The organism is Pseudomonas neuropathica, assembly GCF_051174785.1.
In the GTDB taxonomy this organism is placed as follows: Bacteria; Pseudomonadota; Gammaproteobacteria; order Pseudomonadales; family Pseudomonadaceae; genus Aquipseudomonas; species Aquipseudomonas neuropathica_A.
The window spans coordinates 3622810-3638217 of sequence record NZ_CP195111.1 but is presented as its reverse complement, the minus strand read 5'-3'; the positions used below and the strand labels follow the sequence as shown (position 1 = coordinate 3638217).

The window sequence follows — 15408 nt, the reverse complement described above, 5'->3', positions numbered from 1 at the left end:
ACCTATGACTTTTTCCCATCACGTCGCGGTCATCACCAGCGATGAGCAAGCCCTGATCGTCGCCAGCGACCTGGCCGAAGATTTCAAACGCGACAGCGCCGTCCGTGACCGCGAACGCCGCCTGCCATTGCCGGAACTCGATGTATTTTCCCGCTCCGGTCTATGGGGCATCAGCGTGCCCAAGGAATACGGCGGCGCTGGCGTGTCCAACGTAACTTTGGCCAAAGTCATTGCGCTGATCGCTCAGGCTGACGGCTCGCTCGGGCAGATTCCGCAAAACCATTTTTATGCACTGGAAGTGCTGCGCGTAAACGGCAGCCACGCGCAGAAGCAACGGCTGTACGCCGAGGTTCTCGCCGGCCAACGCTTCGGCAATGCCTTGGCAGAACTGGGCACAAAAACCGCCCACGACCGCGTCACCAGCCTCAAGCGCGACGGTGATGGCTATCGCATCAATGGCCGCAAGTTCTATTCAACCGGTGCGATTTATGCCCAGCGCATTCCAACTTCCGTTGTCGATGAAAACGGTGTGCAGCAACTGGCCTTCGTCCCGCGTGACAGCAAAGGCATGACGGTGATCGACGACTGGAGCGGCTTTGGCCAACGCACCACCGGCAGCGGCTCTGTTGTGTTCGAAGACGTGTACGTTGCCGCTGAAGACGTGCTGCCGTTTCAAAGTGCCTTCGAACGTCCGACCACAGTTGGCCCGTTGGCGCAGATCCTTCACGCCGCCATCGACACCGGCATCGCCCGCGCCGCTTACGAAGATGCCTTGCACTTTGTGCGCAGCAAAACCCGGCCGTGGATCGATTCCGGCAATGACAAAGCCACGGAAGATCCGCTGACGCTGAAAAGCTTCGGGCACTTGAGCATTCGCCTGCACGCCACCGAAGCCTTGCTTGAACGGGCCGGCGAATTCCTTGATGCCGCGCAGGCTGAAACCAGCGCTGACACGGTTGCTGCGGCCTCGATTGCCGTCGCCGAAGCACGCGCGATCAGCACTGAAATCTCTTTGGCCGCCGGCAGCACGCTGTTCGAACTGGCGGGCAGCCAGGCGACCCTGATCGAACACGGCCTCGACCGTCACTGGCGCAACGCTCGCGTGCACACCCTGCACGACCCGGTGCGCTGGAAATATCACGCGGTGGGCAATTACTACCTCAACGATGAAAACCCTCCGTTGCGAGGGACGATCTGATGAGCGCGGCGAAAAAGAAGATCCTGCTCAACGCGTTCAACATGAACTGCATCGGCCACATCAACCATGGCCTGTGGACGCATCCGCGTGACACCTCGACGCGCTACAACACAATCGAATACTGGACCGAACTTGCACAGTTACTCGAACGCGGACTGTTCGACGGTTTGTTCATCGCCGACATCGTCGGCGTTTATGACGTCTACCAGAACTCGGTCGACGTAACGCTGAAAGAGTCGATCCAGCTACCGGTCAACGACCCGCTCCTGCTGGTTTCAGCCATGGCCGCCGTAACCAAAAACCTCGGCTTCGGCCTGACGGCAAACCTCACTTACGAGCCGCCATATCTGTTCGCCCGCCGCATGTCGACGCTCGATCATTTGAGTCGTGGTCGCGTCGGCTGGAACATCGTCACCGGTTACCTCGACAGCGCCGCCAAAGCCATGGGCCTGCGCGAGCAGGTCGAACATGACCGCCGCTATGACCAGGCCGACGAATACCTGGAAGTGCTCTACAAACTATGGGAAGGCAGCTGGGAAAACGGCGCGGTGCTCAATGACCGCGAGCAGCGGATCTACGCCAACCCGGAAAAAGTGCACAAGGTCGAGCACAAGGGCGAGTTCTATCAGGTCGAGGGTTATCACCTCTGCGAGCCGTCGCCGCAGCGCACGCCAGTGTTGTTTCAGGCCGGCAGCTCCGATCGCGGCTTGCTCTTCGCCGGGCGTCACGCCGAGTGTGTGTTCATCAGCGGTCAGAACAAACCGTCGACCAAGGTTCAAGTCGACAAGGTCCGCGCCAGTGCCGTCGAAGCCGGACGTAATCCTGAGGACATCAAGGTGTTCATGGGCCTTAACGTGATTGTCGGCACGACGGAAGAAGCCGCGTGGGCCAAGCACGCCGAGTACCTCAGCTACGCCAGCGCCGAAGCCGGCGTGGCGCATTTTTCCGCCTCCACCGGCATCGACTTTTCCCAGTACGAGATCGACGAACCGATCCAGTACGTGAAGAGCAACGCCATTCAGTCGGCCACCAAGAACCTGCAGAACAACGACTGGACCCGGCGCAAATTGCTCGACCAGCACGCCCTCGGTGGTCGCTACATCACTGTGGTCGGCTCCCCCGAGCAAGTGGCGGATGAGCTGGAATCGTGGATCGCCGAGACCGGCCTCGATGGTTTCAACCTGACGCGGATCGTTACGCCGGAGAGCTATGTCGATTTTATCGAGCTGGTGGTTCCGGAGCTGCAGCGGCGTGGGTCGTACAAGACCGCATATGACAGCGGCAGCTTGCGCGAGAAGCTGTTTCACGCTGAGGCGCAATTGCCCGTGCAACACACCGGCTCTTCGTACCGGCATTAAAAGCTTCGCGAGCAGGCTCGCTCCCACATTTGGAAGGCATTTCCCTGTTGGAGCGAGCCTGCTCGCGAAGAAGCCCGACCAGACACCACAAATCTATGCACTGACTGGAAAACTCATCATGACCAAAAAACGCCTGTCCCACCCAGTCAAAGCACTGGCCCTGGCCCTCGGCCTGTTCAGCTCGGCCGTGTTCGCCGCTGACGCACCGTTGAAAATCGGCACCACCGCCGCCTTCGCCATCCCGCTGGAAGCCGCTGTCGAAGAAGCCTCCAAGCAAGGTCTGAAAGTCGAACTGGTGGAGTTCACCGACTGGATCGCACCGAACGTCAGCCTCGCCGCCGGCGACATCGACGTGAACTACTTCCAGCACATCCCGTTCCTCGAAAACGCCAAAGCTGCGTCGGGTTTTGATCTGGTGCCGTTCGCGCCGGGGATCATCAACAACGTCGGCCTCTACTCGAAAAAATACAAAAGCTTCGATGAGCTTCCAGAAGGCGCCAGCGTCGCCATCGCCAACGACCCGATCAACAGCGGTCGCGGTTTGCAGTTGCTGGCCAAGGCTGGCTTGATCACCCTGAAACCGGGCGTTGGTTACAAGGCCACCGAAGACGACATCGTCGCTAATCCAAAAAAGATCAAGATTCTGCAAGTCGAAGCCGTGCAACTGGTGCGCGCCTATGACGATGCAGACCTGGTCCAGGGCTACCCGGCCTACATTCGTCTGGCGAAGACCTTCGATGCAGGTTCCGCGTTGCTGTTCGACGGCCTCGATCACAAGGAATACGTGATTCAGTTCGTCATCCAGCCGAAGAGTAAAACCGACCCGCGCCTGATCAAATTCGTCGATATCTACCAGCACTCGCCGGTCGTTCGCGCGGCACTGGATAAGGCCCACGGCAAGCTGTATCAAGCCGGTTGGGAAAGCTGAGCATGACGGCCGCGATCCAACGGCGACTGGAAATTCCAGAGCCACACAATGCTGAAAAAGCCGAGCTGCACCCCGAGCTGAATCGTGCCCACGTACGTTTTATCGGCCTGGGCAAAACCTACAACGGTCGACAAGGCCCGGTCGCTGCGTTGCAGGGCATCGATCTGGCGATTCAGCGCGGTGAAGTGTTCGGCATCATCGGCCGTAGCGGCGCCGGCAAGTCGTCGCTGATTCGCACGATCAATCGTCTGGAACAGCCAACGTCAGGGCGAGTGTTGATCGATCAGGTCGACATCGGCGAGTTCGATGAAGACCGCCTCGTCGCGCTGCGCCGGCGCATCGGCATGATCTTCCAGCACTTCAATCTGATGTCGGCCAAGACCGTTTGGCAGAACGTCGAACTGCCGCTGAAAGTGGCGGGCGTACCGAAGGAACAACGTGAGAAAAAGGTCCGCGAACTGCTTGAACTGGTTGGCCTGCAAGCCAAGCACAAGGCCTACCCGGCGCAGCTTTCCGGCGGGCAGAAGCAGCGTGTCGGCATCGCCCGCGCGTTGGTGCATGACCCGGATATTCTGCTCTGCGACGAAGCCACTTCGGCGCTCGATCCGGAGACCACCCAATCGATCCTCGGCCTGCTGCGTGAAATCAATAAACGCCTGGGTCTGACCATCGTTCTGATTACTCATGAGATGGCGGTGATCCGCGAAATCTGCGACCGCGTTGTCGTGCTTGAGCACGGTCGGGTTGTCGAACAAGGCCCGGTCTGGGAAGTGTTCGGCAATCCGCAGCATGAGGTCAGCCAGACCTTGCTCGCACCGCTGCAACACGCGTTGCCGGAAGAGCTGCAGAGTCGTTTGCAAGCCCAAGCGCCGTCCTCCAACGCCGCTGTGGTGCTGCGCTTGCAGTTCACCGGCAGCGCCAGTGATGAACCGGATCTGGCCGCGTTTTTCACAGCACTCGGCGGTCGGGTGAAGCTGCTTCAGGGCGGTGTCGAACGGATTCAGGGGCATGCGCTGGGGCAACTGTTGTTAGCCGTAAGCGGCTCATCGTTCAGCGCCGAGCAATTGCGCGAGCGCGCCATACCGTGGGCGCAACGAGTGGAGGTATTGGGTTATGTGGTTTGATCGCTTGTGGCAGGGGTTTATCGACACCTTCCTGATGGTTGGTGTGTCGTCGCTGATTGCGCTGCTGGTGGGGATTCCCATGGCGGTGATTCTGGTCACCAGCGACAAGGGCGGGATCTACGAAGCGCCGGTACTCAACCGTGCCTTGGGCGCCTTCGTGAACCTGTTCCGCTCGATCCCGTTTCTGATTCTGATGGTCGCGCTGATTCCGTTTACCCGATTGATTGTTGGCACCACTTACGGTGTGTGGGCAGCCGTGGTGCCACTGACGATTGCGGCTACGCCGTTCTTTGCGCGAATTGCTGAAGTGAGTCTGCGTGAGGTTGATCATGGTCTGATCGAGGCCGCGCAAGCAATGGGTTGCCGACGCTGGCACATCGTCTGGCATGTGCTGTTGCCGGAGGCGCTGCCGGGGATTGTCGGCGGTTTCACCATTACATTAGTGACGATGATCAACTCGTCGGCCATGGCCGGGGCGATTGGTGCGGGCGGGTTGGGGGATATCGCTTATCGCTACGGCTATCAGCGGTTCGATAGCCAGATCATGTTGACGGTGATCGTGTTGCTGGTGGCGTTGGTGGCGGTGATTCAGTTGGGTGGGGACCGGTTGGCGCGGGGTCTCAACAAGCGCTGAAAAAAAGAAGGGTTGGTTTTCGCGAATCGGGACACATCTGACCGACACTGCGGCGGCGCTATTTCTTCAATCAGAGCATCGACATCACTGCGGATCATCAGCGAACGTGGCTCAATGATCCGACAGTGGCGACGTCGTGGTGAACATTCATGGCCACAAGCGTCCTTTCTCACCTTGGGTGAAGAATGGGCGCTTTTGCAGTGCTCCGACTGTAAGAACTAACAGGTACACACTCAAAACAGCTGAATTGAAGCGGCGCCGGCCTTAATCTTCGACCAGGCTGTCCAGCCACGAATATTCGCTTTTGTTTTGATGCAGCACTTGCAGAGCTTTTGCCGCACAAATCAGGCTGTCAGCGTTGTTCACCGCCAACTGCGCACGCAACGGCGGACTGGCATTGAACGCGTCAACCGCCGCCTGAAGTTGCAGATCGTCGCCGATACCCAAGTAATCACTGACGGCAAACAGGAACGCATCGTGGTCGTCTGAAAACGCGTTCAGATAGTCGACCGTCAAACCGCCACGCATGATTATCTCGGAGACGCCGCGCTCGGGAACGTCGTACACGGCTAGCGAATCCCGGGCCAGCAAGCGGCCCAGTCGACCGTCCAGATAGAAATAGTCTGCGGCGTTGGGCCCGATGGCCTGGAATCGGTCGATTCTGTTGGTGTGCAACATTTCATGGCCCAACGACAGGCTCAATGTACCGCGCTGCATGTACTTGCGATTGATGAACAGCCGGCCGTGGAAATCGCTTTTGTACATCCACGCCGCGCTATTGCTGTGCGCATCGACGCCGAGGATTTTCTCGGCGCCCCAACCCCCCTGGTATTCCCTGGAAACCGCCAGACCGCGCTCGACAGAATCGGAGAATCGCTGCACAACATTGAGGTGCCCGGTGCCGAAGAAACTGTCGTAAACGGCATCCGCCTCCCGGTATTTCAGACCAATGGCGTGGCTGGCATCAGCGAAGATGTTTTCAACCGCTTTCAGTTCTGAGCGAATGATCGCCACCTGTTCCGGCGAGAACTGCTTCAAGCCGCGGGCGACCAGCGCGCCCTCCTGTGCCGCTGTGTACTCAAACGAGTCATCGCTACCGGTATGAACCCGGTTTTTTTGCGCATGCTCCCTTCTGACCTCGCCAATGAGCTCATCAATGTCGATGTCAATCACTTTGCCTGGATCGGTTAACGGTTGAGGCCGTTCGAGTGTCCAGATCTTGCTGCGCGGATCAAGAAACAAGGCCGGGCCCAACGCCGCCGATTCGGAGACCAGCGATGCCCGATATTCACCGAATGTGCCGGTTTCCCGAACCAGGACGATCTCGCCGGGGGCAATATCGACATATTTTCGGTTCTTGTACACGCGCAGGCCTTGAGCATTGGCGGCAGGCAAGTTGGCTGGCGCGCGCAAGCTGTAGCGTTCAAGGGTTTTGACTTGCGCAGACACCGGCCGGATCTGGGCAGAGTGCAACGGCGCAATCGTAACGGCGGGGAAATGCGCCCCCGCCTCCTGGTTTGCTGGATCCGTATCAGAACGGTAAATCTTCACGGGAGTCCCGTCGCCGGATGGCGAACTGCCGGATCTTTTCCGCAGTGGTGTGGCGTTCACCGGGTTACGGTTGGTTGGCGAGGTAGTGCCAGGTTTGCGAACAATGCTCATGAACATCCTTTTCCTGAGTGATTCCCCCCCGATAAAAAAACAGGGCAGACATCGCGACAGTGGTCTATCGCGCAGGCGTCATTACATCCCGCAGCGCGCTACTGCGTGCGGTACATATGTATTGCACAGGCGCCGGGGTTTTGTGCTTTCTGGAGAATGAAGATCCAAGGCCCGCAGGCTGCGATCTTTTAAAGCGCGAAAGCGCTTATAGTCTGCCCATCGTCCTTGCCACCACGAACCGACCATGAAGCAGACTCCGACCGACCTGGAACAGATCACCGCCACCACCCTTGCCCACTACAACTCAGTGGCCGAAGACTTCCGTGAGGGCACCCGCGATCACGATGTCAGCCAGAACATCGAGGCGCTGTTGCGGCACATCCAGGGCGTAGCGCCGTTAGCGATTCTTGATTTTGGCTGTGGGCCGGGACGGGATCTGCAGACGTTTACACGCATGGGGCACGTCGCGGTCGGTCTCGACGGCTCACCCGAGTTTGCGCGGATGGCCCGTGAGGACAGTGGCTGTGAAGTGTGGTGCCAGGATTTCCTCAAGCTTGATCTACCCGCCGAACGCTTCGACGGAATCTTCGCCAACGCGGTGCTGTTTCATGTGCCATTGCAGGAATTGCCACGGGTTTTGCAACAGCTGCGCGATACCTTGAAACCGGGCGGTGTGCTGTTCAGCTCTAACCCGCGCGGGGATAACCGCGAGGGCTGGAACGGGCCGCGCTATGGCTCGTATCACGATCTGGAGGCATGGCGCGGGCTGCTTGCCCGCGCCGGATTCGTCGAACTGGAGCACTACTTCCGCCCCGCAGGCCTGCCGCGCGAGCAGCAGCCGTGGTTGGCCAGCGTCTGGCGCAAAGGCTGAGTCAGGGGATTGCCTGTACCCGGTAGTGACTGACGGTACCTTCCGGCAGCAGCACCGTGATGCTCTCGCCGGGCAGGGTCCGGCCATCCACTTCACGCGGGGCTGAATCGAAGTTGGCCAGCAGCCGAGTGTCGTCTTCAAATGAAGTCTGCTGCACCTGCCGATCCTCGCTCAGCCATTGGAAACCGGTCAGCGCCTGCGTCGCCAGGCGTTCATGCAGCGGACGGAAGAATGCATCCTGGCGGGCCATCAGCGGCAATCGCTGCGCCAGCGTTGCCGCACTCAGGTGGTACAGCGGCGGCACGTTGTAGAGCAATTGCGTCAGCTCGTTTTCCACCCTTGCGTTGCTCGGTTTAAGGCTGTCGAACAACCAGTGATGGCTGGTGATGAGCGAGCCGTGGAACACCGCTTGATACAGCGGCAAACGGCTGGCCGGGTCAAAGTGGATGCGCCGCAACGATTCCTTTATTGGCACGGGTTTGAAGAACCGGGCCGGCTGCTCCGGCGGAAACCACTTGCCGACAAAGTATTCGGAATCCGGGTTTTTACTCATGTCGGTATCGCCCCAACCGATCACCGGTGTCTGCATGCCATGAGCGAACAGCACGCCTTGAGCTGTCGTCGCATTGCCATCCTCTGAGCCGCTGGGCAATTGCAGCGTTTCGTTGATCCAGCGCGACGCCGCGACGTTGCCTTCGGCGTTCTGCGCCTGCGTCATGGGGGCGTCCGCGCGGTAGCTGTCGAACAACATACCTGTGGCGTAGGCATCGAGAAACCAGCTGTTGAATCCAGCGGCGACGCTGATCGCTTTGACTCGTTTTTCCAGCAAAGGGCGCACGCAACGCGGGTCGGTGTAGTGACCTGATTGTTGAAAGCCGCTTTTCATCGCGCGGTTTTCCAGCACGATGGCGCACTCACGGTAAGCCATGTCACCCAGATGCGCGGTGGTCCAGTCAGGGTTCTCATCGCGACTCAGCGCCGTCTCGTAAGAATCATAAGGCGCAAGCAGATACCCGGCCTGCACGCCTGCTCGAACCGCCTCGGGATGCCAGAGTCCGCCCTCCCACCCCTCGCCAAGACCCAGCCACAAGCGCGACAGCCCGGCGTTTTGCAATTGCTCAATGGTAGCCAGCGACAGGGTGTCGCCCCAGTGCTCGGGCCTGGCTGTCACGGCACCGGCGAATTCGCGGGCCAGTTGCTCACGCAGGGCGGCGTAACCGTTGACCAGTGCCTGCATGTCCGGCACCGCGCGGGCTTGCCAGGTTTTGCGCGCCTGAGTGTTCAGCGCCCGATTGAGGCTGCGCAGCAACATGCCTTGCTGATAACGATTGAGCACGGTCTGCGTGGCGAGCAGTTGCAAGGCTTCACTGTCCATCCCGCCGCGCAACGCACCGGCAAGGTAAGTCTGGCCGCGTAACTTGCCAAGCAAAGCCGGCCAGTTACGCACATCCTTTTGCCCCAGCAGATCGTTACCCCACAGGTAGACATGACTGGCGCCCAACAGCTTTCGCGATGCCGGTGTTTTCTCAAGCTTGCTGCTCAAGCTTTCGTAACGGCCGGTGTCGATCAGCCATTGTCGGTAGCGCTTAGCGCCGGCCAGCGGCTCGGCGTCACCCAGAAACAGGTTGAATGTCAGCGGTGTCGACGGCTTGAGTGATGTGAATTGATGCCGCACCGACAAAGCGAGCGTATCGCCCTCAGCGCTGAACTGCAGTTGATTGTTGTAGGGGTTGGTCAGCAACCAGCTGAGGCTGAATCCCTCATGCTCGACGCCCCAGACCGGCAGACTCATATCCTGAGTAGCATTGAGCGCTCCTTGACTCACCAGAAACGCCTGCCACACCGGATCGCCGCGCGGCACATAATGCCCCTCGGCCAAGGGCCAGATCAGGCCCTTGCCCATGGCATCGCCGGGCTGACGCAAGAACTCAAGTTCAGACGGGCCGCGTGCGGTGATCGAGAAGCTCAGGTCGCGTTGAGCGAGATCAACGCTGACTGACCAGGCGCCATCGTCCCACTGCCAGTCGACGCGATTGTCGCGCTGCACCAGGTTGCTGACCTTATGCGCGGCGACACCCGTCGATGCCTGCACAGTCGCGCCGTTGGCCGGGATGACTCGCACGGCGAGGGTCGCGGGGTCGAGCTGTACGCGCCACAACGGGTTCGCCAAAAGGATGTCGGCCAGCGATGAGGGCGACAGGCACAGACCAGCCACTAATAGCAGTTGGCGCAGCCAGCAAGTGACCGTCGACATCAGGCGTCCCTCCTCTAAATGGAGGAAGGACGGTAACGCAAGGCATCACCGTTGTAAGTCAGACCGTTCCCAAAGGTGTAACAAACGCACTCAGTGGGTCGATGACGAAGCGTCTTTCTTCGGCTCGCGGATCTTGTACCAGGCCACATACAGCGCCGGCAGGAACAGTAGCGTCAGCAACGTCGCCACCACAATCCCGCCAATCATCGCGTACGCCATCGGCCCCCAGAACACTTCCCGGGCAATCGGGATCATGCCCATGCTCGCCGCCGCCGCGGTCAAAAGGATCGGTCGGCGCCGGTGCTCGGTGGCCTCGACTACCGCATCCCACGGCGCATAGCCTTTCTGCTCGAACTCATCGATCTGCGTCACCAGAATCACCGAGTTACGAATGATGATGCCGATCAACGCCAGGATCCCCAGAATCGCCACGAACCCCATCGGCGTGCCGGTCGGCACCAGCGCCAGCACTACACCGATCAGCCCCAGCGGCGCGACACTCGCGACGAGGAACATCTTCTGCACGCTGTGCAACTGGATCATCAGGAACGTCGCCATCAAGAACAGCATCAATGGCAGAACCTTGGCGATCGGCCCCTGCGCCTTGCCGCTTTCCTCGACCGTACCGCCGGTGGCGACTTTGTAGCCGACCGGCAGTTTGGCGGCGAAGGCATCGATCGACGGCTTGAGAATTTTCACCAGGTCAGTCGGCTGGATCTCGTCGCGCACCGAAGCCTTGATGGTGATGGTCGGCAAGCGATCACGACGCCACACCAGTGGCTGCTCCAACTCATAACGAACGGTGGCGAACGCCAGCAGCGGAATCGACGTACCGCTCGGCGTAACGATCTGCAGGTTCTGCAGGGTTTCCGGCGTGCCACGTTCGGAATCCACCGCGCGCCCGACCACATTGACCAGGTAGATATCGTCATCGACCTGAGTCAACGGCGAGCCACTGACAATGCTGTTCATCAGGTTCGCCACGTCTTCGGACGACAGCCCGAGCTGGCGCGCCTTGTCTTGAGCAATGTCGATGCGCAGCACTTTGCCCGGCTCGTTCCAGTCGTAAATGATCTCGCCGATGTGCGAGTTCTTGTCCAGTTCGGTGGCCAGGTCGATGGCGTGCTTGCGCACCTGATCGATGTCCTTGCCGCTGACCCGGTACTGAATCGGACGCCCCACCGGCGGGCCCATTTCCAGCGCCTGCACGTAACTGCCGATGCCGACGAAGTCTTTGTGCAAGCGCTCGCGCAGGCGTTGGCTCAACGCCTCACGGGCCTCGAAATCCTTACTGACGATCACCAGTTGCGCGTAATAAGGGTTCTGTAATTGCTGATCGAGGGGCAGGTAGAAACGGATCGCGCCCTGCCCGATGTAAGTGCTCCAGCGCACGATGTCCGGATCGCCCTTGAGCGTCGCTTCAAGCTTGTCGACAGCTTTACGGGTTTCGTCGATCGAAGCGTTTTGCGGCAGGTTGAGGTCGACGAGAATTTCCGGACGGTCCGAGGACGGAAAGAACTGGTTTTGCACAAAACGCATGCAAAACACCGCCAGCACGAACAACAGCACGGTGATACCGATCGCCCACCAGCGGTTGCGCATGGCCCACAGCAGACCACCATTGAACGCGCGCCCGATGCGGCCCGGTTCGGCCTCATGGGGTTTCACGTTGGCACTGAGGATATGGACACCGATCACCGGCGCGAAGAACACCGCCACCACCCACGACACCAGCATCGCCACGGCGATCACCGCGAACAGGGTGAAGGTGTACTCACCGGCGGAGCTGGCATTGAGGCCAATGGGCACGAAACCGGCCACGGTTACCAGCGTACCGGTGAGCATTGGGAACGCCGTCGAGGTGTAAGCGAATGTCGCTGCCTGCTCGCGGGTTTCACCCATTTCAAGGCGCGTGACCATCATCTCTACCGTGATCATCGCGTCGTCGACCAACAGGCCGAGGGCAATGATCAGGGCGCCGAGGGAAATCCGCTGCATGGTGATGCCGCTGTATTCCATGAACACAAAGACCATCGCCAGCACCAGCGGAATCGAGCACGCCACCACCAGACCGGCGCGCACGCCGAGGCTGATAAAACTCACCACCAGCACGATGATCACCGCTTCGAACAGCGCGCTGGTGAAGCCGCCAACGGCCTCTTCCACCACCACAGCCTGATCGGAAACGGTGTGCACGCCAACGCCAACCGGCAAGTCCGCCGTCAATTCATCGATGCGTTTGTGCAGGGCCTTGCCGAACTCCTGAACGTTGCCGCCCTTTTGCATGGCAATGGCCAGACCGATCGCCGGTTTGCCGTCGAAGCGGAATTCCGGGGTAGCCGGGTCGACGTAACCACGGCTGATCTCGGCGATGTCGGCCAGACGATAGAAGCGGTCATTGAGCTTGAGATTGACCTCGGCCAGATCCTTCTCCGAGGCGAACTGCCCCGAGGTGCGCACGGAAATCCGCTCGGGACCCGCCTCGATCACACCCGCCGGGGTCACGGCGTTCTGCGATTGCAGACTGTCCACCACCTGGCGCTGGTCGATGCCCAGCGCAGCCAGTTTGCGTGTGGAAAAGTTCAGGTAAATCACTTCGTCCTGCTGGCCGACCATTTCGATCTTGCCCAGCCCCGGCACATTACGGATCTCGGCGCGGGCCTGTTCGACGTAGTCGCGCAGCTGGCGCATCGTCAGGCCGTCAGCAGTGAAGGCGTAGACCGAACCGTACACATCGCCGAACTCGTCGTTAAATCCCGGGCCTTGAATGCCTTGGGGAAACTGCCCGCGAATGTCATCGATCTTTTTGCGCACCTGATACCAGATTTCCGGGATGTCCTTGGCACTGGTGGTGTCGCGCAGGTACACGTACACCGTCGATTCGCCGGGGCGGGTGTAGCTTTTCACGTAGTCGAGGGAGTCGAGTTCTTCGAGTTTTTTCTCGATGCGGTCGGTGACCTGCTTGAGGGTTTCCTCTTGGGTCGCGCCCGGCCATTTGGTCTGGATCACCATGGTCTTGATGGTGAACGACGGGTCTTCTTCGCGCCCCAGATTGAAGTACGAGAACACGCCCATCAGCAATGCGACGAACATCAGGTACCAGACGAAAGACTGATGCTTGAGGGCCCATTCGGAGAGGTTGAAAGAGCCTTTCATTGACTGTCCTCATCAAGTTTCACGGGTTGCCCGGGTTTGAGACTGTTGACGCCGGCGCTGACCACACGCTCGCCGTTCTTCACGCCGCCGGCGAGTACCACGCTGCTGTCAGTGCGGCTGATCACACTGACGTCACGGGGGCTGACGGTTTTGTTTTGCGTGTCGATCACCCAGATGCGCGATTTGCCATCGACCTCCTGGAGTGCGGTGACAGGCAATTCGATGCGCGGTTTGATTGCCGAACTGAGGGTCACGCTGATCGCCGTGCCGAGGCGGAAACCGTCCGGCGTATCGGCCAGGGTCAGGCGGGCCCGTCGGGTGCGCGTAGCGCTTTGCGCCTGTGGTTCGATCTCGCGGATGATCGCTGTTGTGTTGATGCTCGGGTCAAGTTGCGCGGCCACCGAAAACACCACGTCGCTGGGAATCTGATCGACCAATGTATCCGGCAGATCAATCACCGCTTCCTTGATATCCGGCTGCGCTAGCGTCACCACTTGCTGGCCAGCGGTGACGACCTGCCCGGCTTCGGCGTTCCACGCCGTGACGACGGCTTTATGGTCGGAACGCAACTCTGTGTAGCCGAGTTGGTCCTTGCTTTGGTTGACTGCCGCGCGAGCCTGATCCAGCGAGGCTTGCGTGGTTTTCAGGTCGGTGGTGGCAACGTCCAGTTGTGCCTGCGCACCGACGCCACGATCAAACAGCGCCTGCTGACGGCGCGCGTTGGCTTGCGCGTTGATCAGTTGTGCCTGGACTTTTGCCAGGTCGCCCTGGGCCGAGCGCAACTGGTTCTGCTGGTCGGACGGGTCGAGAGTGGCGAGCAGCGTGCCCTTCTCCACTTCGGTACCGACATCGACGTTGCGGCTGGCGATGCGTCCACCGACGCGAAAACCGGTGTTGCTCTCGTAGCGCGCCTGAATACTGCCGGCGAAACGCCCGAGGTTTTCCTCGCTCAACGCTTCGACCTTGACCGACAGCACCGGACGTACCGGCTCGGGCGGCGGCTCTTTCTTCGAGCACGCGGCCAACAACACAGCCATGGGTAACAGCCACAGACGCTTCATGGCTGTGCTCCCGGTTGCAGATCCTTGTAGGTGTTTTCGGCAATCTCGACTTTCATCCCCGGGTGCAACAACTGTCCACCGGCGACGATGACTTTCTCGCCAGCCTTGAGGCCTTCGCTGATGATGACTTTGCCGGTCAGGTAACGGCCTACCGTGACGGTGTGCAATTGCGCTTCGCCATTGTCGTCGACCATCCACACCGCGGTATCGCTGATGTTTTTCGTCAATGCTGACCACGGCAGCTCGACTGCCGATTTGCCCGAACCTTTCGCCGTAGCGCTGACCACCGAGCCGAGCTGCATGCCCGGCGGCAGTTTGTCGAGGGTGACTTTGACCTGCACGGTACCGGATTGCGCCGACACCGCCGGGGTGACTTCGCGCACGGTGCCGGTGGTTTTGATCTCGGGGTTGTCGAGCAGGCTGACAGTGATCTTGTTGTCCGTGGGACGCTCGGCGAGCAGTGATTCGTACACGTTGAACACCGCATCGCGATCACCATCGCGGGCCAGGCTGAAAATCGGCGCGGTGGCCTGGACCACTTGGCCGACTTCGGCCTGGCGCTCAGTGATCACGCCCGGCGCATCGGCGATCAGCGCGGTGTAACTGAGTTGATCCTTGGCGTTGGCCAATTGCGCCTGCGCCGCGCTCAAGGCGCTCTGGCTGCTGCGCAACGCGGCTTGGGCGGAATCGTATTCGCTCTGGCTGGTATAACCCTTGGGCAGGAGTTTTTGCTGGCGCACGAACGCCGCGGCGCTCTGTTTGACCCGGGCTTGTTCGGCGACTACCTGGGCCTGGGCGGAGTCGACGTTGGTCTGCAAATCCTTGGGATCGAGTTTGGCCAGCACCTGTTTGGCGGTGACCCGGTCGCCGACGTCGACCATGCGCTGAATGATCTTGCCGCCGACGCGGAACGACAATTCGGTCTGCACGCGCGCCTGCACGTCACCTGTGAGCGTCACCGACGCCGCATAATCCGTGGGCTTCACTTCCTGAACAAAGACCCTTGGCAGGTATTCCTCAGGGGCTTTTTTCTCGCCGCATGCGGTCAACAAGGTGAACAGACTCAGCATGACCGCTGTTTTCAAACCGGGACTCGCCATGCAGACTCCTTCCTGTGTACGAACGTGCAAGTGACGATACGACTGTGAGCTTAGAACAGGGT

11 protein-coding genes are annotated in these 15408 nt (G+C 60.0%); 6 read left to right on the top strand and 5 right to left on the bottom strand.

Translation table 11 applies throughout. From position 1 onward, the window contains the following. Positions 1-4: 4 nt before the first annotated feature. From ACRRSD_RS16535 to ACRRSD_RS16515, 5 genes are all read left to right on the top strand, one after another. Positions 5-1198: an SfnB family sulfur acquisition oxidoreductase gene (locus ACRRSD_RS16535; protein ID WP_435034320.1), complete on the top strand. Its 1194-nt coding sequence runs from the start codon at positions 5-7 to the stop codon at positions 1196-1198. Further along, complete coding sequence (locus ACRRSD_RS16530) at positions 1198-2556, top strand: LLM class flavin-dependent oxidoreductase (RefSeq protein WP_435034319.1); 1359 nt, start codon at positions 1198-1200, stop codon at positions 2554-2556. Before ACRRSD_RS16535 ends, ACRRSD_RS16530 begins: the two co-directional genes overlap by 1 nt. A 118-nt stretch (positions 2557-2674) precedes the next feature. Then, entirely contained in the window at positions 2675-3484 is an 810-nt protein-coding gene (locus tag ACRRSD_RS16525; protein WP_007918730.1) for a MetQ/NlpA family ABC transporter substrate-binding protein, read from the top strand. Between the two features lie 2 nt (positions 3485-3486). Then, positions 3487-4608 (top strand): methionine ABC transporter ATP-binding protein, encoded by a 1122-nt coding sequence (locus ACRRSD_RS16520; protein ID WP_435034318.1) that lies wholly within the window; start codon positions 3487-3489, stop codon positions 4606-4608. Next, on the top strand, positions 4598-5242 hold the full coding sequence (locus ACRRSD_RS16515) for a methionine ABC transporter permease (protein ID WP_401042959.1): 645 nt from the start codon (positions 4598-4600) through the stop codon (positions 5240-5242). The genes ACRRSD_RS16520 and ACRRSD_RS16515 overlap by 11 nt, the downstream gene beginning before the upstream one ends. Before the next feature lie 264 nt (positions 5243-5506). On the opposite strand, the gene ACRRSD_RS16510 is transcribed toward ACRRSD_RS16515, so the two are convergent. Then, positions 5507-6853, bottom strand: a complete 1347-nt coding sequence (locus tag ACRRSD_RS16510; RefSeq protein ID WP_435034317.1) for a hypothetical protein — start codon at positions 6851-6853, stop codon at positions 5507-5509. Between the two features lie 295 nt (positions 6854-7148). Between ACRRSD_RS16510 and ACRRSD_RS16505 the strand changes: the two genes are divergently transcribed. Continuing rightward, positions 7149-7775, top strand: a complete 627-nt coding sequence (locus ACRRSD_RS16505) for a class I SAM-dependent methyltransferase (protein WP_150794211.1) — start codon at positions 7149-7151, stop codon at positions 7773-7775. 1 nt (position 7776) lies between these two features. Here ACRRSD_RS16505 and ACRRSD_RS16500 read toward each other — a convergent pair whose 3' ends face one another. From ACRRSD_RS16500 to ACRRSD_RS16485, 4 genes are all read right to left on the bottom strand, one after another. Continuing rightward, complete coding sequence (locus ACRRSD_RS16500) at positions 7777-10029, bottom strand: glycoside hydrolase (protein WP_435034316.1); 2253 nt, start codon at positions 10027-10029, stop codon at positions 7777-7779. Positions 10030-10119: 90 nt separating this feature from the next. Then, a complete protein-coding gene (locus ACRRSD_RS16495; protein ID WP_435034315.1) occupies positions 10120-13185 on the bottom strand; it encodes an efflux RND transporter permease subunit in 3066 nt (1021 codons plus the stop codon). Then, positions 13182-14246, bottom strand: a complete 1065-nt coding sequence (locus ACRRSD_RS16490) for an efflux RND transporter periplasmic adaptor subunit (protein ID WP_435034314.1) — start codon at positions 14244-14246, stop codon at positions 13182-13184. The genes ACRRSD_RS16495 and ACRRSD_RS16490 overlap by 4 nt, the downstream gene beginning before the upstream one ends. Continuing rightward, on the bottom strand, positions 14243-15346 hold the full coding sequence (locus ACRRSD_RS16485; RefSeq protein ID WP_435034313.1) for an efflux RND transporter periplasmic adaptor subunit: 1104 nt from the start codon (positions 15344-15346) through the stop codon (positions 14243-14245). Before ACRRSD_RS16485 ends, ACRRSD_RS16490 begins: the two co-directional genes overlap by 4 nt. Positions 15347-15408 lie beyond the last annotated feature (62 nt).

Bases quoted from the DNA above. Each gene is read 5' to 3' on its own strand.
- ACRRSD_RS16535 (WP_435034320.1), top strand. From the start codon at position 5: ATGACTTTTTCCCATCACGTCGCGGTCATCACCAGCGATGAGCAAGCC.
- ACRRSD_RS16530 (WP_435034319.1), top strand. From the start codon at position 1,198: ATGAGCGCGGCGAAAAAGAAGATCCTGCTCAACGCGTTCAACATGAAC.
- ACRRSD_RS16525 (WP_007918730.1), top strand. From the start codon at position 2,675: ATGACCAAAAAACGCCTGTCCCACCCAGTCAAAGCACTGGCCCTGGCC.
- ACRRSD_RS16520 (WP_435034318.1), top strand. From the start codon at position 3,487: ATGACGGCCGCGATCCAACGGCGACTGGAAATTCCAGAGCCACACAAT.
- ACRRSD_RS16515 (WP_401042959.1), top strand. From the start codon at position 4,598: ATGTGGTTTGATCGCTTGTGGCAGGGGTTTATCGACACCTTCCTGATG.
- ACRRSD_RS16505 (WP_150794211.1), top strand. From the start codon at position 7,149: ATGAAGCAGACTCCGACCGACCTGGAACAGATCACCGCCACCACCCTT.
- ACRRSD_RS16500 (WP_435034316.1), bottom strand. From the start codon at position 10,029: ATGTCGACGGTCACTTGCTGGCTGCGCCAACTGCTATTAGTGGCTGGT.
- ACRRSD_RS16495 (WP_435034315.1), bottom strand. From the start codon at position 13,185: ATGAAAGGCTCTTTCAACCTCTCCGAATGGGCCCTCAAGCATCAGTCT.
- ACRRSD_RS16490 (WP_435034314.1), bottom strand. From the start codon at position 14,246: ATGAAGCGTCTGTGGCTGTTACCCATGGCTGTGTTGTTGGCCGCGTGC.
- ACRRSD_RS16485 (WP_435034313.1), bottom strand. From the start codon at position 15,346: ATGGCGAGTCCCGGTTTGAAAACAGCGGTCATGCTGAGTCTGTTCACC.